The 26007-nt window shown below is 59.8% G+C and carries 23 protein-coding genes; 17 read left to right on the top strand and 6 right to left on the bottom strand.

What is annotated here, in order from left to right; all coding sequences use genetic code 11:
* The first annotated feature begins 18 nt into the window (after positions 1–18).
* The 3 genes from dnaE (at position 19) to I9182_RS09480 (ending at position 4206) form a co-directional block, all read left to right on the top strand.
* Positions 19–3519 (top strand): DNA polymerase III subunit alpha, encoded by a 3501-nt coding sequence (gene dnaE, locus I9182_RS09490; protein WP_209598070.1) that lies wholly within the window; start codon positions 19–21, stop codon positions 3517–3519.
* An 85-nt stretch (positions 3520–3604) separates the two neighbouring features.
* Positions 3605–3823: a hypothetical protein gene (locus tag I9182_RS09485; protein WP_209598069.1), complete on the top strand. Its 219-nt coding sequence runs from the start codon at positions 3605–3607 to the stop codon at positions 3821–3823.
* Between the two features lie 11 nt (positions 3824–3834).
* Positions 3835–4206 carry a hypothetical protein gene (locus I9182_RS09480; protein ID WP_209598068.1) on the top strand — a complete coding sequence of 124 codons (372 nt, stop codon included), beginning with the start codon at positions 3835–3837 and terminating at the stop codon, positions 4204–4206.
* Between the two features lie 4 nt (positions 4207–4210).
* Here I9182_RS09480 and I9182_RS09475 read toward each other — a convergent pair whose 3' ends face one another.
* Positions 4211–4405, bottom strand: coding sequence for a SlyX family protein (locus tag I9182_RS09475; RefSeq protein ID WP_209598067.1), 195 nt, complete (start codon positions 4403–4405; stop codon positions 4211–4213).
* Positions 4406–4536: 131 nt separating this feature from the next.
* On the opposite strand from I9182_RS09475, the gene hisS reads away from it, so the two are divergent.
* Genes hisS through hisG form a run of 3 tightly spaced genes read left to right on the top strand, consistent with a single transcriptional unit; the run spans position 4537 to position 7802 of the window.
* Entirely contained in the window at positions 4537–6024 is a 1488-nt protein-coding gene (hisS, locus tag I9182_RS09470; protein ID WP_209598066.1) for a histidine--tRNA ligase, read from the top strand.
* A gap of 3 nt (positions 6025–6027) precedes the next feature.
* On the top strand, positions 6028–7116 hold the full coding sequence (locus I9182_RS09465) for an ATP phosphoribosyltransferase regulatory subunit (protein WP_209598065.1): 1089 nt from the start codon (positions 6028–6030) through the stop codon (positions 7114–7116).
* Positions 7113–7802: an ATP phosphoribosyltransferase gene (gene hisG / locus I9182_RS09460; RefSeq protein ID WP_209504823.1), complete on the top strand. Its 690-nt coding sequence runs from the start codon at positions 7113–7115 to the stop codon at positions 7800–7802. Before I9182_RS09465 ends, hisG begins: the two co-directional genes overlap by 4 nt.
* Here the strand turns inward: hisG and I9182_RS09455 are convergent, their stop codons facing one another.
* Complete coding sequence (locus tag I9182_RS09455) at positions 7803–8234, bottom strand: DUF1489 domain-containing protein (RefSeq protein WP_209598064.1); 432 nt, start codon at positions 8232–8234, stop codon at positions 7803–7805. It abuts the gene before it with no gap.
* Positions 8235–8673: 439 nt separating this feature from the next.
* Here I9182_RS09455 and I9182_RS09450 point away from each other — a divergent pair, with 439 nt between their 5' ends.
* From I9182_RS09450 to rpsD, 3 genes are all read left to right on the top strand, one after another.
* On the top strand, positions 8674–10956 hold the full coding sequence (locus I9182_RS09450) for an adenosylcobalamin-dependent ribonucleoside-diphosphate reductase (protein WP_209598063.1): 2283 nt from the start codon (positions 8674–8676) through the stop codon (positions 10954–10956).
* 326 nt (positions 10957–11282) lie between these two features.
* Positions 11283–11726 (top strand): hypothetical protein, encoded by a 444-nt coding sequence (locus I9182_RS09445; protein ID WP_209504820.1) that lies wholly within the window; start codon positions 11283–11285, stop codon positions 11724–11726.
* 271 nt (positions 11727–11997) lie between these two features.
* Positions 11998–12618, top strand: a complete 621-nt coding sequence (rpsD, locus tag I9182_RS09440; RefSeq protein WP_170374584.1) for a 30S ribosomal protein S4 — start codon at positions 11998–12000, stop codon at positions 12616–12618.
* 58 nt (positions 12619–12676) lie between these two features.
* Here the strand turns inward: rpsD and I9182_RS09435 are convergent, their stop codons facing one another.
* The gene (locus I9182_RS09435) at positions 12677–12958 is read right to left on the bottom strand and encodes a DUF1330 domain-containing protein (RefSeq protein ID WP_209598062.1); all 282 of its coding nucleotides are present in this window, start codon (positions 12956–12958) and stop codon (positions 12677–12679) included.
* 93 nt (positions 12959–13051) lie between these two features.
* Here I9182_RS09435 and I9182_RS09430 point away from each other — a divergent pair, with 93 nt between their 5' ends.
* Positions 13052–13924 (top strand): LysR family transcriptional regulator, encoded by an 873-nt coding sequence (locus I9182_RS09430; RefSeq protein WP_209598061.1) that lies wholly within the window; start codon positions 13052–13054, stop codon positions 13922–13924.
* Here the strand turns inward: I9182_RS09430 and I9182_RS09425 are convergent, their stop codons facing one another.
* The gene (locus tag I9182_RS09425) at positions 13925–14386 is read right to left on the bottom strand and encodes an Lrp/AsnC family transcriptional regulator (protein ID WP_209598060.1); all 462 of its coding nucleotides are present in this window, start codon (positions 14384–14386) and stop codon (positions 13925–13927) included.
* Positions 14387–14488: 102 nt separating this feature from the next.
* On the opposite strand from I9182_RS09425, the gene I9182_RS09420 reads away from it, so the two are divergent.
* The 4 genes from I9182_RS09420 to I9182_RS09405 all read left to right on the top strand — a co-directional run bounded on the left by I9182_RS09420 (position 14489) and on the right by I9182_RS09405 (position 18819).
* On the top strand, positions 14489–15904 hold the full coding sequence (locus I9182_RS09420; protein ID WP_209598059.1) for an aminotransferase class V-fold PLP-dependent enzyme: 1416 nt from the start codon (positions 14489–14491) through the stop codon (positions 15902–15904).
* A gap of 64 nt (positions 15905–15968) precedes the next feature.
* Positions 15969–17054, top strand: coding sequence for a histidinol-phosphate transaminase (gene hisC, locus I9182_RS09415; protein ID WP_209598058.1), 1086 nt, complete (start codon positions 15969–15971; stop codon positions 17052–17054).
* Positions 17051–17971 carry a prephenate/arogenate dehydrogenase family protein gene (locus I9182_RS09410; RefSeq protein WP_209598057.1) on the top strand — a complete coding sequence of 307 codons (921 nt, stop codon included), beginning with the start codon at positions 17051–17053 and terminating at the stop codon, positions 17969–17971. Before hisC ends, I9182_RS09410 begins: the two co-directional genes overlap by 4 nt.
* Positions 17968–18819, top strand: a complete 852-nt coding sequence (locus tag I9182_RS09405; RefSeq protein WP_209598056.1) for an extensin family protein — start codon at positions 17968–17970, stop codon at positions 18817–18819. Before I9182_RS09410 ends, I9182_RS09405 begins: the two co-directional genes overlap by 4 nt.
* Here the strand turns inward: I9182_RS09405 and I9182_RS09400 are convergent.
* Positions 18816–19799 (bottom strand): DUF2125 domain-containing protein, encoded by a 984-nt coding sequence (locus tag I9182_RS09400; protein WP_348540392.1) that lies wholly within the window; start codon positions 19797–19799, stop codon positions 18816–18818. The two genes, I9182_RS09405 and I9182_RS09400, sit on opposite strands and share 4 nt — an antisense overlap.
* 85 nt (positions 19800–19884) lie before the next feature.
* Here I9182_RS09400 and I9182_RS09395 point away from each other — a divergent pair, with 85 nt between their 5' ends.
* The 3 genes from I9182_RS09395 (at position 19885) to I9182_RS09385 (ending at position 23409) form a co-directional block, all read left to right on the top strand.
* On the top strand, positions 19885–20415 hold the full coding sequence (locus tag I9182_RS09395; protein ID WP_209504811.1) for a gamma-glutamylcyclotransferase: 531 nt from the start codon (positions 19885–19887) through the stop codon (positions 20413–20415).
* A gap of 69 nt (positions 20416–20484) precedes the next feature.
* Positions 20485–21663, top strand: a complete 1179-nt coding sequence (locus tag I9182_RS09390; RefSeq protein ID WP_209504810.1) for a biopolymer transporter ExbB — start codon at positions 20485–20487, stop codon at positions 21661–21663.
* Positions 21664–21666: 3 nt separating this feature from the next.
* The gene (locus I9182_RS09385) at positions 21667–23409 is read left to right on the top strand and encodes a peptidoglycan -binding protein (RefSeq protein WP_209598054.1); all 1743 of its coding nucleotides are present in this window, start codon (positions 21667–21669) and stop codon (positions 23407–23409) included.
* 243 nt (positions 23410–23652) lie between these two features.
* Here the strand turns inward: I9182_RS09385 and clpA are convergent, their stop codons facing one another.
* Positions 23653–25977: an ATP-dependent Clp protease ATP-binding subunit ClpA gene (clpA, locus tag I9182_RS09380; RefSeq protein WP_209598053.1), complete on the bottom strand. Its 2325-nt coding sequence runs from the start codon at positions 25975–25977 to the stop codon at positions 23653–23655.
* Between the last annotated feature and the right edge of the window lie 30 nt (positions 25978–26007).

The following is a 26007-nucleotide window of genomic DNA, read 5'->3' as shown; positions in this document are numbered from 1 at the left end:
TAGGGTAGCCTGCCATTCATGAGCAGTACCCCCCGATTCATTCACCTACGTGTTCACACCGAATATTCCCTTCTGGAAGGCGCTGTGCGGCTGAAAAAACTGCCCGCCCTGTGCGAGAAGATGGGGATGCCTGCCGTTGCAGTGACTGACACGAATTCCATGTTTTCGGCGCTGGAATTTTCGGTGACAGCCAGTCAGGCCGGTGTCCAGCCGATCATGGGATGTCAGGTTGATCTGACTTATGTGCATTCGCAACCGGGGGAAAAGCCGAAAACGCCCGCGCCGCTTGTTCTGCTGGCACAGTCCGAGGCGGGGTACGAGAACCTGATGAAGCTGAGCACGTGCCTTTACGTGGACAAGGGCGGGCAGTTGCCGCAGGTCACGCTGGACGAGCTTGCGGATCGCTCCGACGGGCTGATCTGCCTGTCCGGAGGGCCCGATGGGCCGGTGGGCCGCCTGTTGCAACAGGGGCAACGTCCGGCGGCCGAGACGCTGGTGGATCGGCTGGCCGCGATCTTTCCGGATCGTCTGTATATCGAACTCCAGCGTCATCCGGGCGAAGACGGCCAACCCGAGGCCGAACGCCAGACCGAGCGCGGCCATATCGAAATGGCCTATGCCAAGAACCTGCCACTGGTTGCCACCAATGACGTCTATTTTCCAACCTCGGATATGTACGAGGCCCATGATGCGCTGATCTGTATTGCCGAAGGGGCCTATGTCGACCAGCAGGAAGGCCGCCGCCGCCTGACCGCGCAGCACTATTTCAAGTCGCAGCAAGAGATGGCGACGCTGTTCGCCGATTTGCCCGAGGCCATCGAGAACACCGTCGAGATTGCCAGACGCTGCGCTTTCATGGCCTATCGACGTGATCCGATCCTGCCGAAATTCGCCGATGACGAGGTCGCTGAACTGCGCCGCATCGCCAACGAAGGTTTACAGAAACGTCTGGCTGTGATCCCTCATGCGGTGAAGGCCGAGGAATATCAGGAACGTTTGGATTTTGAGCTTGGTATCATCGAAGGCATGGGGTTCCCCGGCTACTTTCTGATCGTTGCCGACTTTATCCAATGGGCTAAGGATCACGATATTCCGGTTGGGCCGGGGCGGGGGTCGGGTGCGGGCTCGCTGGTGGCTTATGCGCTGACAATCACCGACCTCGACCCGCTGCGTTATAGCCTGCTGTTTGAACGGTTCCTGAATCCCGAACGGGTTTCGATGCCCGACTTCGATATCGACTTCTGCATGGATCGCCGCGAAGAGGTGATCCGTTACGTGCAGCAGAAATACGGGCGCGACAAGGTGGGGCAGATCATCACTTTTGGTGCCTTGCTGTCCAAGGCCGCCGTACGCGATATCGGGCGGGTGCTGCAAATGCCTTACGGACAGGTGGATCGTCTGTCCAAGATGATCCCCGTGGAAGGCGTCAAACCGGTTTCCATCGAAAAAGCCCTGAAGGACGAGCCGCGCCTGCGGGAAGAAGCGCGCAACGAAGAGGTGGTGGATCGTCTGCTGACATATGGCCAGCAGGTCGAAGGGCTGCTGCGCAACGCCTCGACCCACGCGGCTGGGGTTGTGATTGGCGACCGGCCACTGGACGCGCTGGTGCCGATCTATCAGGACCCGCGATCCGACATGCCTGCGACCCAATTCAACATGAAATGGGTGGAACAGGCCGGGCTGGTAAAGTTCGACTTTCTGGGTCTGAAAACCCTGACCGTGATCCAGAACGCGATGGACTTGATCTTCAAGTCCGGACGGAAGCTGCATATCGCCGCCGATGGCACTGAGCTTTACGAACCTGCCGAGGGGGCCGAGAACCAGATCAACGCCATCCCGCTGGATGACGAGGCGACTTATAAGCTCTATTCAGCGGCCAAGACGGTCGCGGTGTTCCAGGTGGAAAGCTCGGGCATGATGGACGCGCTCAAGCGCATGAAACCCACCTGCATCGAGGATATCGTGGCCCTTGTGGCGCTCTACCGCCCCGGCCCGATGGAAAACATCCCGACCTATTGCGAGGTCAAGAACGGGCTACGCGAGATCACATCCGTTCATCCGCTGATCGACCACATTCTTGAGGAAACTCAAGGCATTATCGTCTATCAGGAACAGGTGATGCAGATCGCGCAGGTTATGGCCGGGTACAGCCTGGGCGGTGCAGACCTGCTGCGCCGCGCGATGGGTAAAAAGATCAAAGAGGCGATGGATGCCGAACGCCCCAAGTTCGAAAAAGGCGCGGCAGAAAACGGGGTGGATGCCAAGAAAGCCAGCGAAGTCTTCGACCTTCTCGAGAAATTTGCCAATTACGGCTTCAACAAATCCCACGCCGCCGCCTATGCGGTGGTCAGCTATCAAACCGGTTGGTTGAAGGCGAACCATCCGGTCGAGTTTATGGCGGGTGTCATGAATTGCGATATTCATCTGACCGACAAGCTGGCGATCTATTTCGAAGAGGTCCGAAAAGGGCTGGAACTGCCGTATATCCCACCGTGTGTGAACCGCTCTCAGTCCACGTTCGATGTTGATAACGGGCATCTGGTCTATGCGCTGGGCGCACTCAAGAATGTCGGTGTCGAGGCAATGAACCTGATCGTTGCGGGACGCGCGGACAAGCCGTTTTTCAACCTCTTCGATTTCGCCCGCCGCGTTGATCTGAAGAAAGTGGGCAAACGCCCGCTTGAGATGCTGGCCCGCGCCGGGGCCTTTGATGAGCTGGACCGGAACCGCCGCCGCGTGTTTGAAAGCCTAGATGCGCTGGTGCAGTATTCGGCCGCTATCCAAGAACAGAAGAATTCGAACCAGGTGTCGCTGTTTGGCGAGGCCGGGGATGACCTGCCCGAACCGCGCCTGTCACCGACCCCCGACTGGTTGCCGGCTGAACGTCTGAGCGAAGAGTTCAAGGCCATTGGCTTCTACCTCTCTGGTCATCCGCTGGACGACTATATGCCCGCGCTGAAACGCAAACAGGTGCTCACGCTGGATGAGGTGACGGAAAAGGCGCGCTCGGGCCCGTTGATCGCCAAGATGGCCGGAGTGGTTGCCGGGCGGCAGGAACGGAAATCGGCCAAGGGCAACCGGTTCGCCTTTGCCCAGCTTTCGGACCCGACCGGCGCTTATGAGGTCACGCTGTTTTCCGACACGCTGGAGAAATGCCGCGAGTTTCTGGAAACCGGCGCTCAGGTGGTTCTGACCGTTGAGGCGACGATGGAGTCTGATCAGCTCAAGCTGCTGGGACGTTCGATTGGGCCAGCGGATTCTGTGGTGGCCGAAGCCGGGGCGACGGGACTGCGCATCTTTGTCGACGAAGCGCGGGCAGTGTCGACGATTGCAACGGTTCTAGAAGAAGCCGCAACCGCTGCCAAGGGTGCGGCCCGCGGCCCGATCCAGCTGCTGTTGCTGGACCCCGGCCTGCCCGGCGACGTCGAAATCGACTTGGGGCGCGTGTTTCCGATCAACCCGCAGATCAAGGGCGCGATCAAATCGCTGGAAGGCGTGATGACTGTCGAAGAGATCTGACATCGCTTTGTTGCCAGACAGTTAGCGCATCGCTAGGCTGACCTTGCAAATATGTCTTCTACTCATGCCACGGGAGGGCGTTGATATGACGATTGCAGGTCTCAATTTCAGAACATTTGCATTGGGGGCGGCGGCATCGCTGGCTTTGGTTTCGGCGACAGCCACGCTTGCGGACGACAAGAAGAAAGAGAACACGATCAAAGGTGCTGTGATCGGGGCCGGGGTCGGGGCCTTGATCGGCGACGGCAAGGGTGCCGCCGCAGGGGCAATTGCGGGTGCGCTGATCGGCGCGAACTCGAAATAAGCGGGGGCGGAATGATGCGTTTGAACGCGATGAAAGTGATCACAACCGCCGCGCTGCTTACAGGGCCCGGTTTTGTCCTTGCGGACGAGGAAGCCGAACAGATGGTGCAAGCGGCGCTGCCGCTTATGTACCACACCTGCGCGTCGGTCATCGAAGAGGCTGACGGGAATGAAGAATACATTGTGGACGTGGTCGGCAAGATGACGGCGTTGTCCCTTTATAACCGTCAGGTCGACCTCGAAGCTCACGCCAGTTCGGACGAGGAAAAAGCCACGCTGCGCGAAACATTTGTGGCGGCTCTGAAAGAGGGCTGCGCCGGGGATGAAAACGCCCTGCTGGGTGGCGTCGTCGACAATGCAGTGAAATCAACGCTGGGGCTGTAAGCTTTCAGTAATGTGGCGGGCGTTCGTCACCAAGGACAACGCCGCCTGACCCTTCCTGCGCGCGCTCGGCCTCGCGGTGCAGCAGCATCTCGACACGGCGGGTCAGCCGGTCAATCTCGGCCTGTTGCCGGGTGACAACCGCGTTCAAATCGTCAACCGTGCGGGTCAGATGGGCAATCTGTTCTTCCAGATGCTGCATGGAATGCTCCTGTCTTTCAGGCTGCACATAGCGACCCTGTGACGCCTTGGCCAGAGAAAGCGCGCCTTGCCCAGATGCGGGCCATGGGATAGACCGCGCGCGGAACAGGTACACTCCCAAGGACGCCCCACATGGCCAAGCCCAAGAAACAGCCCCGCCCCAAGGCCGAAACGCCGAAAGGGTTCCGTGACTATTTCGGCGAGGAAGTCACGCAGCGCACCGAGATGCTGAGGACGATTGCGGGTGTCTATCATCGGTACGGTTTTGACGCGCTGGAAAGCAGCGCGGTGGAAACCGTCGAGGCGCTGGGCAAGTTCCTGCCCGACGTGGACCGCCCGAACGAAGGCGTCTTTGCGTGGCAGGAGTTTGACGAGGGCGGAAATGGCGACTGGATGGCCCTGCGCTATGACCTGACCGCGCCACTGGCCCGTGTCTACGCCCAGCACCGCAACGACCTGCCGACGCCTTACCGCCGCTATGCAATGGGTCCGGTCTGGCGCAACGAAAAGCCGGGGCCGGGGCGCTTTCGGCAGTTCTATCAGTGCGATGCGGATACGGTCGGAACCGCCTCGATGGCTGCTGATGCCGAGATCTGTGCAATGCTGGCTGACACGCTGGAAGAGGTTGGCATCCCGCGCGGCGACTACCTGATCCGGGTGAATAACCGGAAGGTTCTGAACGGTGTTTTGGAGGCGATGGGGCTTGGCGATGACCAAGCCGCACGAGACAATGTCCTTCGCACGATCGACAAGTTCGATAAGGTGGGTGAACAGGGTGTACGCGAGTTGCTGACCAAGGGTCGTCTGGACGCGTCGGGCGCGTTTATCGACGGCGTTGGTCTCAGCGATGATCAGGCAGACCCGGTGATCGCCTTCCTGACCTCCAAGGCCGTCGATACCGCTGGTACATTGGCCAACCTTCGCATTGCTGTTGGTGACAGCAAGATCGGGGCAGATGGGATTACTGAACTGGAACAGATCGCTGAACTTCTCTCCGCTGGCGGCTACGGCCCTGACCGCATTGTCATTGACCCCTCCGTCGTACGTGGCCTCGGCTATTACACCGGTCCGGTCTACGAGGCCGAGCTGACGTTCGAAATCTTCGACGAAAAGGGTCGCAAGCGGCAATTCGGCTCGGTTGCGGGCGGTGGGCGCTATGACGATCTGGTCAAGCGGTTCACCGGGCAGGAAGTACCCGCGACCGGTGTGTCCATCGGTGTCGATCGGTTGCTGGCCGCGCTGCGCGAAAAGGGCCGGATCAGCGCCCAGGCCAAAGGCCCCGTGGTCGTCACCGTCATGGATCGCGACAGGATGGCCGATTATCAGGCGATGGTAGCCGAGCTGCGCAACGCGGGCATCCGGGCCGAGGTTTATCTGGGCAATCCCAAGAACTTTGGCAACCAGTTGAAATACGCGGACAAGCGCAACTCTCCGGTTGCGGTGATCGAAGGCGGGGACGAGAAGGCAAAAGGCATCGTGCAGATCAAGGACCTGATCCTTGGGGCCAAGATCGCCGAAAGCGCCACGCTGGAGGAATGGAAAGAACGCCCCAGCCAGTTCGAAGTATCGCGCTCTGATCTGGTCGCGAAAGTGCGTGAAATTCTGGACAGTCAGGACTGACCCATGCCCAACCGTTCCCAGATACAGGCCCGTGCCGCGATGATGCGTGTCCGGTTCGAGGCTGCGGGCGCGCAGGTTGTGGATACGCCCCTGTTGCAACCCGCTGAGATGTTGCTGGATCTCTATGGTGAGGATATCCGCGCCCGTGCCTACGTGACCTCGGACGCGCTGCGGGGCGAGCAAATGCTGCGCCCGGACTTCACCCTGCCTGTTGTTCAGATGCACATGCGGGACGGGGCCGAGCCTGCGCGCTATACCTATTCCGGTGAGGTGTTCCGCCGTCAGGAACACGACCCGGACCGGTCGAACGAGTATATTCAGGTGGGGTACGAGGTGTTTGACCGCGATGATCCCGCTGGTGCCGATGCCGAAGTGTTTTCGCTGATGGCGCTGCAACTGCGCGGGCTGCCCCTGCGCGCAGCCACCGGGGATATCGGTATCCTGACCGCGGCTGTCGAAGGGCTTCGGACCACAGACCGCCGCAAGGCCGCGCTGATGCGGCACCTGTGGCGGCCGCGCCGGTTCCGTGCGCTGCTGGACCGGTTTGCAGGGCGTAAACCGGGGCCCGAAGGCCGCGACGCGCTTTTGGACGCGGACGACCCGATGGCGGTTGATGTTCCGATGATCGGCAAACGTCGCGCGCCCGAGATTGCCGACAGGATCAAAGCCCTGCGCGAAGATCGCGCTGCGCCACCGATCTCTGATAATGAGTTGGCCGGGCTGGAAACGCTGCTGAACGTGCGTGAAACCATGCCCTTCGCGCTGGAACAGCTGCGGGATGTGGCAGTGGATCTGCCGCAGATCACCCCGGCGCTGGACCGGTTAGAGGCGCGGATCGCCGCCCTGCAAGCGCGTGGTGTCGATGTCGCCCGGCTGGATTTCGAAGCGTCTTATGGCCGGACATCGATGGAATATTATGACGGGTTTGTCTTTGGGTTCTACGCCGAAGGCCGTCCCGACCTGCCGCCCGTCGCCACCGGTGGGCGCTATGATGCGCTGACGCGCCGTTTGGGGGATGGGGCCGAAATCCCCGCGATCGGCGGCGTGATCCGCCCGGACCTGATGCTTGAAATCGAGGAGGCCGCGCTATGAGTGTGAAACTGGGCGTGCCCTCGAAGGGCCGGTTGATGGAAAAGACCGTCTCATGGTTCGAAAAACATGGCATCATGCTGTCCCGCAACGGCTCGGACCGGGAATATGCGGGTCGGGTCGACGGGATCGAAGGCGTCTCACTGATCCTTTTGTCGGCGGGTGAAATTCCGCGCGAACTTGCGTCGGGCCGTATTCATCTGGGCGTCACCGGCATCGATCTGGTGCAAGAAAAACTTCCGCGCTGGGAACAGCAGGTCGAGGAGATCGCGCAGCTGGGCTTTGGCAAAGCCGATCTGATCATCGCCACACCCGCCTGCTGGGTCGATGTGGACACGCTGGACGATCTCGACGCGGCGGCAGCAGCATTTCGCAACACTCACGGCCACCGGCTGCGGATCGCCACCAAATATCACCGACTGGTGCGTGAGTTCCTGACCGACGCAGGCGTGGCCGATTACACTCTGGTCGACAGCCAGGGGGCGACCGAAGGTACGGTCATGAACGAAACAGCCGAGGCAATTGCCGATATCACTTCGTCCGGTGAAACCCTGCGGGCGAACCACCTCAAGGTCCTGTCGGACGGCTTGATCCTGCAATCGCAAGCCACGTTGTGGCGCAGCCGGGTTGCAGAGGTCGACGCGGCGGACAAGGCGGTTCTGACGGAATTGCTGGATCGGTTGCAGTAATTACAACACACCGATATCCGCAAGGGCACGGTTCAGATCATCGGGCAGGGCGTCGTCCTGCGCGCGCCCTTTCGGCAGGTCGGCTGGTGTATCTTCGGGTTTCAGATACCGCCAACCCTGAAACGGGCGTTTCAAGGCGTTCTGTGTCCGATGTACCTTTGGGTCGAGCACGATGGCGCAGCGGCGGATACCGTCCTCGCCGATCACCTCATCCAGGCGCAGAATGCGCTGACGGCACTGTACGACACCCTTGATGACCCAATAGATTGATCCGCCATTCAGAATCTCGGCATCACGTTTGGGCCACATGCGGGTTACGTGGCGCGGATATCCGTCCTCATAAAGCGGCATTCGGCTGTCCTGCCAAGCGATCAGAGAGTCCACGCTTTCCGAACCAACCGAAAGTTTGATGAGGTTCACGTACTTATCCACAGCTTTCCCACAGAGTCGTCCCTTTGCTATCTATACATTGTAGCTCAGGATTGGCTTTCATCAAGGTGTAGTGGGTGTTAGTCTGGATACCTCTTTCAGCACAGGGAATCACAGAGCGGTATGCGGTATACTGAGTCGATAACTCAAAATGATGATTTCGATAAATTGTAAAGATTGGCTCCCCGACGGGGTCGAGGAGCCAATGCAGGGGATGGCATGGTGCGGGGTGCGGCTTCCTATCCAACGCCCCGAGGGTTCGAGTCCCTCCATCTCCACCGTTTCTTGAGAGCTACGAGAGCCCTCAAGAAATTACCAATCAATTTGCCTATTGTGTGGTCTATGGTCAATTGGAATACAGCAGTTTTTTTGCTGGAATGAAGCCCTGAATATCATATATAGAGGATTTCTTACTAACTCACACTATAGATAGAGTTTCGATATGAGCCGCTTTGCCGCCCCCATCGCCGAGCAGATCTGGGACATGAAATACCGCTTCAAACAGGCGGATGGCACGCCCATCGATCAAACGGTTGAAGACAGCTGGCGACGCATCGCCCGTGACCTCGCGCGGGTCGAGGACAACCCGGATCATTGGGAAGACAGGTTCTACGAGGCACTGGAAGATTTCAAATATCTGCCCGCCGGGCGCATCACAGCTGGCGCAGGTACCGCGCGGCAGGTGACGCTGTTCAACTGCTTCGTTATGGGCACCATCCCCGACAGCATGGGCGGTATCTTTGACATGCTGAAAGAGGCCGCACTGACCATGCAGCAGGGGGGCGGGATCGGCTATGATTTTTCGACCATCCGCCCGCGCGGCGCGGATGTAAAAGGCGTGGCGGCGGATGCCTCGGGCCCGCTCAGCTTTATGGATGTGTGGGACGCAATGTGCCGCACGATCATGTCCGCGGGTTCGCGCCGGGGGGCGATGATGGCCACCATGCGCTGCGATCACCCCGATATCGAACAGTTCATCACCGCCAAGTCCGACCCGGCCCGCCTGCGCATGTTCAACATGTCGGTGCTGGTGACCGATCCCTTCATGGAGGCGGTCAAGGCCGACGGCCCGTGGGAGTTGCAGTTTGACGGCAAGATCTATCACACCGTGCAGGCGCGTGATCTGTGGAACAAGATCATGCAGGCCACGTATGATTATGCCGAACCGGGCGTGATCTTCATCGACCGCATCAATCAGGCCAACAACCTGAGCTATGTTGAAACCATCGCCGCGACGAACCCCTGTGGCGAGCAACCTCTGCCACCTTACGGGGCGTGCCTGCTGGGCTCGATCAATCTGGCGCGGCTGGTGGCCGAACCGTTTGGGGATGCCGCGCACCTGGATGAACCGGCGTTGCAGGAACTGGTCGCGACAGCCGTGCGCATGATGGATAACGTCGTGGACGCCTCGAAATTCCCGTTGGCCGAGCAAGAGGCGGAAGCGCAGGACAAGCGCCGCATCGGGCTGGGCGTGACGGGTCTTGCGGATGCGCTGCTGATGCTGGGCCTGCGCTATGGGTCCGACGAGGCGGCGCGTCAGACGGAACGCTGGTTGCACGCAATCGCCCGCGCCGCATATCTGGCCTCGGTCGATCTGGCTAAGGAGAAAGGCGCGTTCCCCCTGTTCGACGCCGAGAAATACCTGGCCAGCGGCACGATGCAGCAAATGGATGACGACGTCCGCGATGCGATCCGCGAACATGGTATCCGCAACGCTCTGCTGACCTCGATCGCACCCACGGGCACGATTTCGCTTTATGCCGGGAACGTGTCGTCGGGGATTGAACCGGTCTTTGCCTATGCCTACACCCGCAAGGTTCTGCAAAAAGACGGCTCGCGCACCGAAGAAGAGGTCGTGGATTACGCCGTTCAGATGTGGCGAGACAAGTTCGGTGACGCAGCGCTGCCGGACTATTTCGTCAATGCCCAGACTCTGACACCGTCGGATCACGTCAAGATGCAGGCGGCAGCGCAGAAATGGATCGACAGCTCGATCTCCAAGACCATCAACTGCCCCGAGGATATCAGCTTTGACGCCTTCAAGGACGTCTACATGCAGGCCTGGGATCAGGGCTGCAAAGGGTGCACGACCTATCGCCCCAACGATGTGACCGGCTCGGTTCTGACCGTTTCGGAAAGCGACGATAAGGCGCCGGGGGAAAGCGCGAATGCGCCTCATGAAATTGAAGGCGGCGACGTCATTTACATGTCCGAACCGCTGGATCGCCCGCAATCGCTGGAGGGGTCGACTTACAAGTTGAAATGGCCCGATAGCGAGCACGCGATTTATCTGACCATCAACGACATCATCATCTCGGGCCGCCGCCGCCCGTTCGAAGTGTTCATCAACTCCAAGAACATGGAGCATTACGCCTGGACACTGGCGCTGACGCGGATGATCTCGGCCGTGTTCCGCCGGGGCGGAGACGTGTCCTTTGTGGTCGAAGAGCTGAAAGCCGTTTTCGACCCGCGCGGCGGGGCGTGGGTGAAAGGCAAGTATATCCCATCGATCCTGGCCGCGATCGGGGGCGTGATCGAACAGCACATGGTCGCCATCGGCTTTCTGGAAGGCGAGGGGATGGGGCTGAAATCCGACCCCCAGGCGCAGGTGGTGAACCTGGACGCGCCACGCGGCAAAGCCTGCCCGTCCTGCGGTCAGTATGACATGGTCATGATCGAAGGCTGCATGACCTGCCGCAGCTGCGGTCATTCCAAATGCGGGTAGATATGAGGCTCTGCACGAAAGTCAGCACTCATCAATTTGACCCGACAGATTGAGAGCCTGGCCACGCAAGTGTGGCTATCGCCCTTCTGGGTGGTGGTTTCAAATTCGAATCATGATCAATCGCAGCCGGTTGTTGTTCGGACGACCAACAACGAACACGGCACCGGGATTGCTCGTAGGCGGGTATTGATTTCAGCTCGAACACGTATTTTTGATTCACTTCTGCAACATTCTTGTGAATGCTGCATTCCCGTCTCTTTTCCGCCGGATTTTGTGTTGATAAGCAATGATTGAATATCGGGATGTTAAATAGTGCGAGTGGGCAGATGAGAGCCGGAGTTAACGGTCAGGTAGCCATTTCATGGGATCAAACTGAAATTGACGGACTCGAGGACGCGCCTCTGGCGTGTCTGGCAGTCGGTGCGGCTTGGTCATGGCGCGGACAGGCAATAGTGCTGAGCGCAGAGGCCGAGAGCAGCGTCGAACAGATTGGATATGCGCGGGGTGCTGCAACCCGTTTGCAGAACCGCTTTCCGATTGTCCGGGAAATTTCCGGCTACGTGACCGGAGCTTTGACACTTACCAATGGGTCGCAGCGGTTTTCAGCCAACCTTGTTGCCGACACCAATGATGCAGCGCCGACCATCGTTTTCGATGGCGCTTGCCCGCCACGGGATGAAGAATTCTGGATCGTCGACGTGACCGAGGTTGTGATGGTGCACAAGGCGGGTGCTGAAGGCGGCGGGAACGTCGTTGCATTTCCAGCCTGAACGCGACCTGCATTTTTCTTGATGAAAGCGGTGTGACGGCAACCGTCGCAATGCGCGCAGGGGCCTGTGCTGCCTGCGGCGAACATATCTTTGCAGATATTCGAAACTGCGTTGAATGCCGTGTTGACTCTGCCGGCTTTGCGGATATAAGCGCGGCTTCATTGGTGTTGGTGGCCCCCGCAAGGGGAAGCCTGTCATGAGGGAAACCTCAAGAGGACAACGCCCTTCATAGTTGCCCGCTTGGGCATCGACCTAAAGAAGGAGATCAGCCGTGACCAAACGCACGTCTGCCAAGTACAAAATCGACCGCCGGATGGGCGAAAACATCTGGGGTCGTCCGAAATCCCCGGTCAACCGTCGTGAATACGGCCCCGGCCAGCACGGCCAGCGCCGCAAAGGCAAACTGTCGGACTTCGGTCTGCAGCTGCGTGCCAAGCAGAAGCTGAAAGGCTACTACGGCGACCTGACCGAAAAGCAGTTCCGCCGCATCTATGCCGAAGCCGAGCGTGTCAAAGGCGACACCGGTGAAAACCTGATCGGCCTGCTGGAGCGCCGTCTGGACGCCGTCGTCTATCGTGCCAAGTTTGTACCGACCGTCTTCGCTGCGCGTCAGTTCGTGAACCACGGCCACGTCAAAGTGAACGGCAAGCGGGTCAACATCCCCAGCTACCGTGTCAAAGAAGGCGACGTCATCGAAGTGCGTGACAAGTCCAAGCAGCTGGCTGTTGTTCTGGAAGCTGTTGCCCTGGCCGAGCGTGATGTTCCTGACTACATCGACGCCGACCACTCGAAAATGACCGCAACCTTCGTTCGCGCACCGGGCCTGAGCGATGTGCCGTACCCGGTCATGATGGAACCGAACCTGGTCGTCGAATTCTACGCGAAGAACTGATCTTCGCTTTCCGCCCTGGAATTCAGAGCCGCACCTTTGGGTGCGGCTCTTTTCATTTTCAGCCCAGCAGCACGATATCTGACGCGCCTGCGCTGCGACGCAGCTCGTGAATGTCTTTTAGTTCCAGGTCGTTGATCCATCCCAGTGCCGCGTCCCGGTTGGGAAAGGAAAGCAGGGCTGCAACGTCAGGCAAGTCCGGTGTGCCGTCCAGCACGGTTGTTTCAGCAGTCGCGTGTTCGACCTTTCCGCCATGGCGGGCCAGTGCAGGCCCGGCCTGCTCGCGATAAGCGGCCAGAGCGTCGGGATTCTTTACGGTGAGTTTTGCGTAGGCATAGATCATGGTTTTACTCCTTGATGTGTGGGCAAAAGCTAGGGTGTGATCTGCTTTGCGAAAACGCGTGTATTTGCATCATTGGTGTGCGAATTTGCATGTATGGATATTCATTGGGATGATTACCGGGCCGTACTCGCCGTGGTCCGCAGGCGTACCCTGTCCGCCGCGGCACAAGAGCTTGGCGTCAACTACACAACTGTAGCGCGCCGTATAGCGCGCGCCGAGGCGGCGACAGGCGAAATGCTGTTCGAAAGGCTAACCGACGGGTATCGGCCGACAGAAGCAGCGCATCTTGTCGCTGCATATGCTGCCCGGATGGAAAGCGCAGAACATGCAATGCTGCGTGGTTTGTCAGGGCGGGATGCCCGGTTGGAAGGGCAACTGACCTTAACTGCGCCGCAACTCTTAATTGCCCATGTGCTGGCCCCGGCGCTGGGTGATTTTGCTCAAATGCACCCTGCTGTGTCTTTGAAGGTGCGTGCAGCAAACGAGATTCTGGATCTTAATCGGCGCGAAGCCGACATTGCGATCCGGATCAGCCGTAACCCCGGCGATACGTTGAAAGGTCTGCGCCTGACGCAACAACACAGCGCTTGTTTTGCCACGCCTGAATGGGCCGCGCGAATGCGGCAAGATCCGAACGCGCCCGTGGATTGGTTGCTTTACGAGAAGCAGCCGAACCTGCCGGACGGCGTCGACAATATCTATCCGAACTCGCGCATACATATGCGTTTTGATGACATGGTTGCGATGGCGGGTGCCGCACAATCAGGGTTGGGCGTTGTGCGTATGCCGGTGTTTCTGGGCCGCTCACTTCGGGGCTTGGTGCAGGTTCCGGTCCTTTCACCGCAACCCTACGCAGATATCTGGATCGTGGCGCACCCGGATGTTTGGCCTTCGGCAAAACTGGTCGCGTTCCGCGATATCATGGTGCCCTTTTTCAAACAAAAACGCCCGCTGTTTACGGCGTAATCATATCGGCAAGGGCCGACCTTCGGCGATTGCTTCCATCGCGAAATAAGACGTGACGCTATCCAACTCGACCTTTTCGATCAGCCGTTGATACACCTTGTCGTAAGACGCCATATCCTGTGTGACGACTTTCAGCTGATAATCGTAGTCACCGCCGATACGATGAAAATCCACGACCTCGGGGATCGTCAGAACGTGGCTGCGAAAGGCCTGTAGCCACTCGGCCGAATGATGCCGCGTGCGCAGCATGACAAAGACCACAAGGCTCAGCCCCAATTTCTCGCGTGCGATGCGGGCGGTTGAGCCGATCAGGACGCCATCTTCGTTCAAAGTCTTCAGGCGGCGCCAGCAGGCGTTCTGCGAAAGCCCCACACGATCCGCCAATTCCCGTTGAGACAGGGTGGCGTCCTTTTGCAGCTCTTTCAAAAGGCGAGTGTCAATTTGATCTAATTTTTGTGCCATGTTTTATCATATGACACAAATTTTTAAAAATATACGCAATAATAGGTGAAGTTTTCACGCGATTAATAAATCACATTAGTTGGACAGTTAGGAGCCAATGCAATGTCCCTGTCCAAGTTTCGTGCGGAACTCTGTTCCACCGCTCACAATTCAAACCTGCGCGACGGGCTGATCGGAGAAAATGTTCTGATCCCGGGTCTGCATGGGGACGTGCCGCTTGTCTATGCGGATTACGTCGCTTCGGGTCGCGCCTTGCGGCAGGTCGAAGACTTTGTGGCGCAACATGTGTTGCCGTTTTATGCGAACAGCCACACCGAGGCCTCTTACTGCGGATCTTACATGACACATCTGCGCCGCGAGGCGCGGGCGGAAATAGCCCGCATTGTTGGTGCCCAGGAAGAGGATGCGGTGATCTTCACCGGGTCCGGCGCCACTGCGGGGCTCAACCGGTTGGTCAGCCTGCTCGGGGTGGCAGAGGCGGACCAACCGGTTGTCTTGATTGGTCCGTACGAGCATCACTCGAACATCCTGCCTTGGCGGGAAAGCAAGGCACTTGTGGTTGAAATCCCCGAGGCCGAAGGTGGCGGTGTTGACCTGGGGGCGCTGGAAAGCGCGCTCTTGACCCATGCAGGCGCCGATCTTCTGATCGGTTCCTTTTCGGCGGCGTCCAATGTAACCGGAATTGTCACGGACCCTGATCCGGTGACTCGGTTGCTCAAGGCGCACGGCGCTGTGGCGATTTGGGATTACGCCGGGGGCGGGCCTTACCTGCCGATGGATATGGGGCCGGCGGACGCGCGCAAGGATGCGATCGTCGTTTCCCCGCACAAGTTCCCGGGCGGTCCGGGGGCGTCGGGTGTTCTGATCGTAAACCGGGCCGCGGCCAAACGGAACTGCCCCAGCTGGCCGGGTGGTGGCACCGTCAGTTTCGTATCACCGTGGCGGCATGACTACAGCGCGGACCTGTCTGCGCGGGAAGAGGCGGGAACGCCCAACGTGATTGGCGACATCCGCGCGGCGCTGGCCTTTATCGTCAAAGATGTCGTCGGCACGGAAGAAATCGCAAGGCGCGAGGCGCAGTACAACCAGATGGCGCTGGACGGGTGGAAGGATAATCCGAACCTGACATTGCTTGGGGTCAATCACCCGCATCGCCTGCCGATCTTCTCTTTCCTCGTGCGCGACAACGCGGGACAGCCTGTGCATCAGCAGCTGTTTACCCGGCTGCTCAGCGACGTTTACGGCATTCAGGCACGTGGCGGCTGTGCCTGCGCAGGGCCTTATGCCCACCGCCTTCTGGGGATTGATCGCCCCGCGTCCGAGGCATTGCACGCGGCCTTGTCTGCGGGCGAAGAGATGAAAAAACCCGGTTGGGTACGCCTGAATTTCTCGTACCTGATGAGCGAGGAAACGGTCCAGTTCATCATCGACAGTGTCAATGACCTGTCGCGCCGCACCGAGGAATTCGTGCCTTATTACAACGCCGACCCGGCGACTGCGCGCTTCAAGGCCGCATGATGGAATTGCCGCTTTTCTCAATCCGTTGAGACAGGTATGAGGGGCCCAATCAACGGAGCCTCTCATGACCAAGATCACCCCGCAACCCGGCATTATGGACATCGCGCTTTATCAGGGCGGCCAGTCGCATGTGGCGGGTGTTGAGCATGTGATCAAGCTGAGCTCGAACGAGAATCCGTTCGGCCCCAGCCCCAAGGCGATTGAGGCGGTGCGCGACAGCGCGGCAAATTTGCATCGGTACCCAAACACTGACCACGCCAGTTTGCGCGCGGCTGTCGGCGCACGTCACGGGCTGGACCCTGCGCAGATCATCTGCGGTGTCGGCAGCGACGAGGTGCTGCAATTCATCGCTCAGGCCTATGCGGGGCCGGGGGATGAGGTGATCTATACCGAGCACGGGTTCTCCATGTACCCGATCATCGCCCGCATGGCAGGTGCCGCACCGGTCATGGTGGCCGAGCGCGACCGCAAAGTCGATGTGGATGCCATTCTGGCCGCCGTAACCAGCCAGACGCGGATCGTGTTTGTCACCAACCCCGGTAACCCGACCTCGACCATGATCTCGAACGACGAACTGGACCGTCTGGCGCAGGGTCTGCCTGATACCTGCCTGATGGTTCTGGACGGTGCCTATGCCGAGTTCGTTGACGATTTCGATGGTGGCGCGTCTTTGGTGGATGCGTATGAGAACGTGATCATGACCCGCACATTCTCGAAAGTGTACGGGCTGGGCGGGATGCGGGTCGGCTGGGGATATGCCCACCAATCGATTATCGATGTACTGAACCGGATGCGTCAGCCCTTTAACCTGTCTTTGACAGCCCTGGCCGCGGCCGAAGCAGCGATCAGCGACATCGAATTCCTGACGTTCTGCCAATCCGAAAATGCGCGCCTTCGGGTGTGGCTGGCCGAGGAGCTGGACAAGATCGGCGTACCCTCGGACCCGTCCTGCACCAATTTCATCCTCGCGCGTTTTGCCGACAGGACCGAGGCCGAGGCCTGTGACGACTATCTGAAGACGCAGGGTTTGATTGTCCGCCGGGTTGCAGGCTACAACCTGCCGAATGCCCTGCGGATCACCGTGGGCGATGAGGAAGCCTGCCGCCGCGTCGTTGCGGCGATTACAGCATTCAAAGAGGGTGCAGCATGAGCCAGATTTACGACCGGGTTGCGCTGATCGGGCTTGGCCTGATTGCCTCCTCCATGTTCTGGGCGATCAAGCGTGGGGGCCTGGCCGGGGAAGTGACCGGCTATGCCCGGTCCGAAGCGACACGTGACACGGCGCGCAGAATCGGGCTGTGCGACCGCGTCTGTGACACGGCACGCGAAGCGGTCGAAGGTGCGGATCTTGTCGTTCTTTGCGTGCCCGTGGGGGCAATGGGGGCCGTCGCAGAAGACATCGCACCCGTGCTCAAGCCCGGCGCGACCCTGTCGGATGTGGGGTCGGTCAAGCAGCATGTCATTCAGGCAGTTCAGCCGCATGTCCCCGAAGGTGTGCATTTCATTCCCGCGCATCCTTTGGCTGGGACAGAGCATTCCGGTCCGGAATCGGGTTTTGCCAAATTGTTCGATAATCGCTGGTGCCTGCTGGTGCCTGTCGAAGGGACTGACCCGGATGCAATCGCCCGCCTTCGGGCGCTGTGGGAAGGTATGGGGTCCTATGTCGATGAGATGGACGCGGATCATCACGATCTGGTTCTGGCCGTGACCTCTCATGCGCCGCACCTGATCGCCTATACGATGGTTGGTGTGGCCGACGATCTGCGCCGGGTGACCGATAGTGAAGTGATCAAATACTCGGCCGCGGGTTTTCGGGATTTCACCCGCATCGCGGCATCGGACCCGACCATGTGGCGTGATGTGTTCCTGTCCAATAAAGACGCGACACTGGAAATCCTGGGCCGGTTCACGGAAGAGCTGTTTGCGCTGCAACGTGCCATCCGCACCGGGGACGGGGAACATTTGTTTGACTACTTCACCCATACCCGTGCTATTCGTCGCGGCATCATCGATGCGGGGCAGGACACGGACGCTCCGGATTTCGGGCGGGGAAAGGCAGGTTCATGAGGGTTTACCGGGGGCAATTTCTGATCGGGATCATGGCGTTGTGTGCCGTGGCGACGCAGGCAGCACCTCTGGAACGATCTCTGGTTCCACCCGCACGTCCGATTCTGGACCAGCACAACTTTCAGGTTGTGTCCGCTGTTGCCCCGGTGTCCGTCGCGGCCATAACCGATCTGCGCCCCATCTCACGTCCGGTTTCACCGCAGGTCACTGCTGCACTGGCGCGACCTTCGGATTTGCCGCTGCTGGGGCCCGACACCTCGCTGATGCCTAACATGAGACCTGAATCTCTTGAACAGCAGGTGCTTTTCAAAAAACGCAAGCTGCGCAAAGGGTCCGTTTGCGGAGATATCGCAATTCAGGGCAAGCCCGTCGGCAGGGTCGTCAGCGAGAATTCAGCCTGTGGCGTAAAAGATGCAGTGCAGATCACCTCTGTTTCTGGTGTGGCACTCAGCCGTCCGGCGACAATGGATTGCGGCACCGCCGTTGCGCTGAACAAATGGGTCGACAAGACAGTCAAACCCACCTTCAAACGCCGCGGCCCCGTGGTCGAGTTGCAGGTGGCGGCTCATTATGCCTGCCGAACCCGCAACAACCGCAAAGGCGCGCGGATTTCCGAGCACGGCAAAGGACGGGCTATCGATATTTCAGCCTTCAAAATGGCCGATGGTGAGGTGGTGACCGTCCTCGCAGGATGGCGCAAGAACCCGTCAAAGAAGCAATTGCAGAAGATCTGGCGCGGCGCGTGTGGCCCGTTCGGCACTGTATTGGGGCCGAACTCGGACAGCTACCATCGGGATCATTTCCATCTTGATACGGCGCGCTACCGCAGCGGAACGTATTGCCGTTAACGCAAGATCAGCCGCGGGGCAGGGCCCAGCGGCACCGGCCCCAGAGCGACAAAACCGTCCCGGAAGTTTAGCCGAAGGTCCAGTGCGTTGGGGTTGCCGCCTAGCCCTGCCAGAAAGTTCAGTGCACGGGTGACAGGATCAACCGCCTGATCGGGCAGGGCGCCTGCCGCGTTTGCCATGTCGATCATATCACGCCAGTTCTCGGCTTTGACGGCGATCTCACCACTGGGAACACCCTGCGCGTCTACATCCAGTTTCCCAGCCGCAAACAAACGCAATCCACCCCATTTGATCTCGGCCAGTCGCAGGTCGATGGCCACGGGCTGCGGTCTGCTGTCCTCCAGCGCCGACCTGTCCCAGACTTTGCTGAACGTGGTGACCATGTCCAGTTCCAGCGTTTCGAAGGACTGCGGCAGCGACGCGGCCGAATTCATAAGGGCCCGCAACCGGTCACCGGGTGTGAACCCATCCGCGCGGGCGGTAATGGCATAGGCTTCGGGCAGGGATGTTTGCGCCATGATCAGGCTCAGGGTGTCCCCGGCGGCCAGTGCAGTGGTGTTCTCGGTCACCGACCACGCCCCTGCCGTCAGCGCCAGTTTTTCAAGCACAAGCGAAACGCCGGGTTGCAACTGTAGTTCCGCAATCAATTCATCGGCGACAATCGTTGAAGTTTGATCGTAGTAAGACAGTCGTTGCGGCGTTTCGGCGAACCGCAGCACCTGCCGGCCTGGCCAGATCGCGGGGCTTTCGAATTCGATCCAGTCCGCGCGCCAGGCTGTGCCATTCACCGGATCTGCAAGGGCCGGGTTGTTCAGTCGGGTCACGTGATGGGTCGGATACCCTGCCGTTGCCACGTCCGAGAAATCAGCCAGCCAGCCGCGCGCCTGTTGTTGATCAAACCAGCCAGTGATTGCCGCGCGCAGACCATATCCGGCGACATACCAATAGGCGCTCCAAAGGATGCCGATAAAAATGATCACTCGTATGACACGGCGCATGAGCTTTGGCCCTTTTTCCTGCCTTGGAATTGATGTTTATAGGCCCAAACGGGCAAGGACCAGTGCAATGACGATGTGGGTTTTCGGTTATGGATCGCTGCTGTGGAATCCGGGCTTTCCGGTCGCGCGCAGCGAACGCGCGACACTGCATGGCTATGCCCGGTCCTTCTGCATGAGCTCGATCCACCACCGGGGGACCGAGGAAGAGCCGGGGCTGGTGCTGGCGCTGGACGAGCAGGCGAACGCCAGTTGCACCGGTTTGGCCCTTGCGGTTGAAACCGGTCACGAAGACCGCACTCTGCACGAACTGCGCGAGCGCGAGCTGATCTCGTCGGCCTATGTCGAACGTATGCTGGATGTGCATCTGGAAAATGGCGACATTGTCAACGCCGTGACCTATGTGATCGATGCCGACCATGTGCAGTATTGCGGCGGGATGCCGTTGGAGGATCAGGCCCGGATCATCGCCCATGCGGTTGGCGGGCGCGGCCCGAATGACGAATACCTGTACAATACCGCCGAACATCTGGCCGAGATCGGCCTGCGCGACGCCGATCTTGAGTGGTTGGCGCAACGGGTGCGCAGTATTACCGCATAAACTCTTGGCGTCACCAGTGGAATTTCGCTAGTTTCGACGCAGAGCAGGCAAATACCGGGAACCACGCGCATGGCGCAGGCACATCAGGGCGCGAGACCCCATTTCTCGCATCCAACACGGCAGATTCTGTTGATGTTGATGGCGATCGGCCTGTCCGGGCTGGGTGTGTTTCTGGCGCTGCCCTATGTGTTACCGGTGTTCTTCGCCAACCCGTACCTGAACGGCTTCATCCTGATGGTTTTTCTGATCGGCGTTCTTGCCTGTTTCTATCAGGTGACGCAACTGATCGGATCCGTACGCTGGATCGAGGCCTTCGTCGGCGGTGTTGTTCGCGAAGACGCCCGCACGCCGCAATTGCTGGCTCCTTTGGCCTCATTGCTACGCGAACGGGGCGCGCGGTCGCAGATCAGCTCCACTTCAACCCGCTCGATTCTGGATTCCGTAGCCGAACGGGTCGAGGAAGAGCGGGAGATCACCCGCTATATCACCAACGTGCTGATCTATCTGGGTCTTTTGGGCACATTCTTCGGTTTGGCGACAACCGTACCTGCCATCGTCGATACGATCCGCAGCCTTAATCCGCAAGAGGGCGAAGAAGGGCTGGCCGTGTTCAACCGCCTGATGACCGGGCTGGAAGCGCAGTTGCAGGGGATGGGCGTTGCGTTCGGATCGTCTCTGCTGGGTCTGGCCGGGTCGCTGATCGTCGGTCTGCTCGAAGTTTTCGCAGGGCACGGGCAGAACCGTTTCTATCGCGAGCTTGAAGAATGGCTGTCTTCGATCACCCGTGTAGGTTTCGCGGGTGGAGAAGAAGGCGGTGCCGAAATTGCCGTGCTCACGCCGGTGCTGGACGCCATGTCCGAACAGATGGATGCGTTGCAGGATCTGTTTTCAGCGCAGGAAAGCGAGCGCGCCGAGGTTTCCGCCAAGTTGGGTTTGCTGGTCGATGTGATCGGTGAGATGAACAACCGTCAGGCCAATACCGAAGGCGTCACCTCGGCTTTGGAACGCGTCGCTCTGGGTCAGGAAGCCCTGCTGGATCACATGCGCGATCACGGCGCGGGTGAAGGCATCGACGCCGAAAGCCGGATGCGCCTGCGCTCGATGGATGTGCAGCTGCTGCGCATTCTTGAAGAGATTTCGGCGGGCCGTCAGGAAAGCATGAACGAGTTCCGAAAGGATATAGAACTGCTGGTCAAGGCGCTGACCCTGCCGCGCGGTGCGGTGCGTACCACGCCGGAAGGAGAATAACCCATGGCGCTGTCCCGCCGCACCGGTCAACGGTTCCAGGGCTCGGTCTGGCCCGGTTTCGTCGACGCGATGACGGGGCTGTTGATGGTGCTGACCTTTGTGCTGACCATCTTCATGGTGATCCAGTTTGTGCTGCGCGAAACCATCTCGGGTCAGGAAGACGAACTGACCACATTGGCCGACGAAATCGCGGCTTTGGCGGGCGCGCTGGGGCTGGAAGAACGCGAAAACAGCCGGTTGCAGGCGCGGCTTGGGGCGTTGAACACCACCCTGTCGCGGGCTGAAGACGATCTCGCGCAAGCCCAGTCACTGATCGCGTCACTGACCACCGAGCGCGACCGTCAGGCTGCCGCATTGGATCAGGCACAGACCCGGATCACCAACTTCGAAGCGCAAGTTGCCGCCCTGCTGGCCGAACAGGAACGGGCACTGGGCGATATTGCAGCGCTTGAAACGCAGCGCGCGCAACTGTTGACCGAGCAAGAGGCGCTGAACCTGGCGCTTGCCCAAAGCCGCGAGGAAATCGACGCACAGACCGAAGCCGCCCGTCTGGCCGCTGCCCGCCGGGAAGCACTGGAAGCGCTGGTGGCGGATCTGGAGCAAGGCAGCGCCGACCGGGACGCCCAGATCACCACCCTTGAACAGCAGCTCAGCGATGAAGAGGCCGCCCGTCTGGCCGAAGCTGCCGCCGCCGAGGCACTGCGTAACCGCCTTCAGGATGCCGATGCCGAGCTGACGGCCATGACACTTGCGCTGGAAGCGCAACGCAAAGAGGCCGAAGACACACTCACCCTATTGGCCGCAGCACAGGCGGCGCGTGCCGCGTTGGAGCGTCAGTTTGGTGACGTGAACCCGGATGAACTGCGGGCCCAGCTTGAAGCCGCTTTGCAGGCGCAGACGCAGGCGCAGGCGGATGCCGACGCACAACGCTCTCTGGCCGAGCAGCGGCAGGCCTTGCTGGACCTCGCCAATGCGACGCTTTCGGATGAAAAAGAAATCTCTGCCGAGGCGCAGCGAGAAGCCGCTCTGCTGAACCAGCAGATCGCCGCCCTGCGCGGGCAACTTGGCTCCTTGCAGGCTTTGCTTGACGATTTCGAAGAACGCAACGCTGCCGCCGAGGTGCAGATTCAGACGTTAGGGCAGGACCTGAACGCAGCGCTGGCCCGTGCCGCATCCGAAGAACGCAGGCGCCGTCTGCTGGAAGAAGCGGAACGCCTGCGTCTTGAGGCCGAGGCCGAGGCACTGGCCGGGCAGAACCAGGAATTGGCGGCACAGGCCGAGGACCTGCAACGCTATCGCTCGGAATTCTTCGGTCGCCTGCGGGACGTTCTGGGCGGTCAGGAGGGGGTGCGCATCGAAGGTGACCGGTTTGTATTTTCGTCCGAGGTTCTGTTCCCGACCGGGTCCGCCGTACTGTCCGCAGAAGGGCAGCAGGAGGTCGCCAAGGTGGCTAACATCCTACGCAGTGTTGCCGCTGAAATCCCGCCCGGTCTGAACTGGGTGATCCGGGTCGACGGCCACACCGACAACGTTCCTCTGGCCGGGTCGGGCCGGTATCGCGACAACTGGGAGCTCAGCCAGGGTCGCGCGCTGTCGGTCGTGCGCTTTATGGTTGACGCGCTGGGCATTCCACCCAACCGCCTTGCGGCTAACGGGTTTGGAGAATTCCAGCCCGTCAATCCGGCTGACACGCCCGAGGCACACGCGCAAAACCGCCGGATCGAGTTGAAACTGACCGAAAGGTAAGGCCACTGGCCCTTGGTAGCCACGAAAACAAGCCGCCGATCCGCAACCGGTTATTGGCGATACGGGCCACAGTGACCCGTGCCGTAAGAAAATCATGGCTGCGCATGTCCGCCAGACGTTTCACGCGCAGCCTAACCGAGACGCCATTGCGACCCTGGGGTAGGCGGGTGAGTCCTTGTCTGTGCTGGGCAAAACAAAAAACCCGCCTTTTTTGGCGGGTTTTCTGTTTGATGCGTCAGGCAATCAATCCGCCGTCAGAAGCGGGGGCTTGTCACCCGAAATACGCGGTTGATCCGGGCCAAGGATCTCAAGATCCAGATCACCCTTCTTCACCGAGACACGGACCACACCACCTTTTGCCAGCTTGCCAAACAGCAGTTCTTCGGCCAGCGGTTTTTTGATGTGTTCCTGAATGACACGGCCCAGCGGGCGCGCACCCATCTTGTCGTCATACCCTTTATCCGCCAGCCATTCGGCGGCTTTGGGTGTCAGATCGATTGTCACACCACGATCCAGCAACTGCGCTTCCAGTTGCAGGACGAATTTCTCGACCACCTGCAAAATGACCTCTTTCGGCAGCGGTGCGAACGAGATGACGGCATCCAGACGGTTGCGGAATTCCGGCGTGAACATGCGTTCAATCGCGGCAGTGTCTTCGCCCTCGCGACGGTCACGACCGAACCCGATCGCGGCCTTGGCCTGCTCTTGCGCCCCCGCGTTCGAGGTCATGATCAGTACCACGTTGCGGAAGTTTACCGTACGGCCGTTGTGGTCGGTCAGTTCCCCATGGTCCATCACCTGCAACAGGATGTTGAACACGTCCGGGTGCGCTTTTTCAATCTCGTCCAGCAGCAACACACAATGTGGATGCTGGTCGACACCGTCGGTCAGCAGGCCGCCCTGATCGAACCCGACATAGCCCGGAGGTGCGCCGATCAGACGGCTGACCGCGTGTTTCTCCATGTACTCCGACATGTCGAAACGCAGCAGTTCAACGCCCAGCGTATCCGCCAGCTGTTTCGCCACCTCGGTCTTGCCCACGCCGGTCGGGCCGGCAAACAGATAGTTGCCGATGGGCTTTTCGGGCTCTCGCAGGCCGGCGCGGGCCAGTTTGATCGCGCTGGCCAGCGCCTCGATCGCCAGATTCTGACCAAACACCACCCGTTTCAGCGAGGCTTCGAGGTCTTTCAGCACCTCGGCATCGTCCTTGGTGACGTTCTTGGGCGGGATGCGGGCGATCTTGGCAACCACGGCCTCAATCTCTTTGACGCCGATGGTTTTGCGCCGTTTGCTTTCCGCCAACAGATGCTGCGCCGCGCCAGCCTCATCAATCACGTCGATGGCCTTGTCGGGCAGCTTGCGGTCGTTGATGTAACGTGCCGACAGCTCGACCGCGGTTTTGATCGCATCAGCGGTGTACTTGATGTCGTGATGTTTTTCGAAATAGGGCTTCAGACCGCGCAGGATCTTGACGCTGTCTTCAACCGAAGGCTCGTTCACATCGATCTTCTGGAACCGGCGCGACAGGGCGCGGTCCTTCTCGAAATGCTGGCGAAACTCTTTGTAGGTGGTCGAGCCCATGGTGCGCAGCTTGCCGCCCTGCAACGCAGGCTTCAGCAGGTTCGAGGCATCCATTGCCCCGCCTGAGGTTGCACCAGCACCGATCACGGTGTGAATTTCGTCGATGAAAAGCACCGCGTCGGGGTGCTCTTCCAGCTCGGTTACAACCGCTTTCAGGCGTTCCTCGAAATCGCCGCGATAACGGGTCCCGGCCAGCAGCGCACCCATGTCCAGCGAGTAGATGGTGGTGTTTGCCAAGACATCCGGCGCCTCTCCGGCGACAATCTTGTGCGCCAGACCTTCGGCGATGGCGGTTTTGCCCACGCCAGGATCGCCCACCAGCAGCGGGTTGTTCTTGCGGCGGCGGCACAGCACCTGGATGCAGCGTTCCACCTCATCCGCCCGCCCGATCAGCGGATCGACATCACCCGCACGCGATTTCGCGTTCAGGTCAATGCAGTATTTCCCAAGCGCACTTTCCTTTTGCTCCGTGTCGCCGGAACCTGACTGAGCTTCTTCTTCCACCTGATCCGCTCCGGACACCGACCGGCTTTCGCCATACGCAGGGTCTTTGGCCACGCCATGGGCGATGAAATTGACCGCGTCGTACCGGGTCATGTCCTGTTCTTGCAGGAAATAGGCGGCATTGCTTTCGCGTTCAGCGAATATCGCGACCAGCACATTGGCGCCGGTCACTTCGGTCCGTCCCGAGCTTTGTACATGGATCGCGGCGCGTTGAATAACGCGCTGGAACGCTGCCGTTGGTACGGCTTCGGACCCGTCAATATCCGTGACCAGATTCGATAGGTCCTCGTCGATGAACTCAACCAGAGTGCTGCGCAACTCGTCCAGATCAACGCTGCACGCTTTCATGACGCGCACCGCATCGGGTTCTTCCAGAAGCGCCAGCAGCAAATGCTCCAGCGTTGCAAATTCGTGTCGCCGTTCATTCGCAGCCGCAAGGGCCGCGTGGATGGCTTGTTCCAGTGTGCTCGAGAATGAAGGCACGCGGGTGCTCCTCTGTCTTGGGTCAGAAGG

This window comes from Ruegeria sp. HKCCSP351 (assembly GCF_017872535.1).
Lineage (GTDB): Bacteria > Pseudomonadota > Alphaproteobacteria > Rhodobacterales > Rhodobacteraceae > Ruegeria.
Note: the sequence above shows the minus strand (reverse complement) of the source record. Positions and strands in the feature narration are given on the sequence as shown.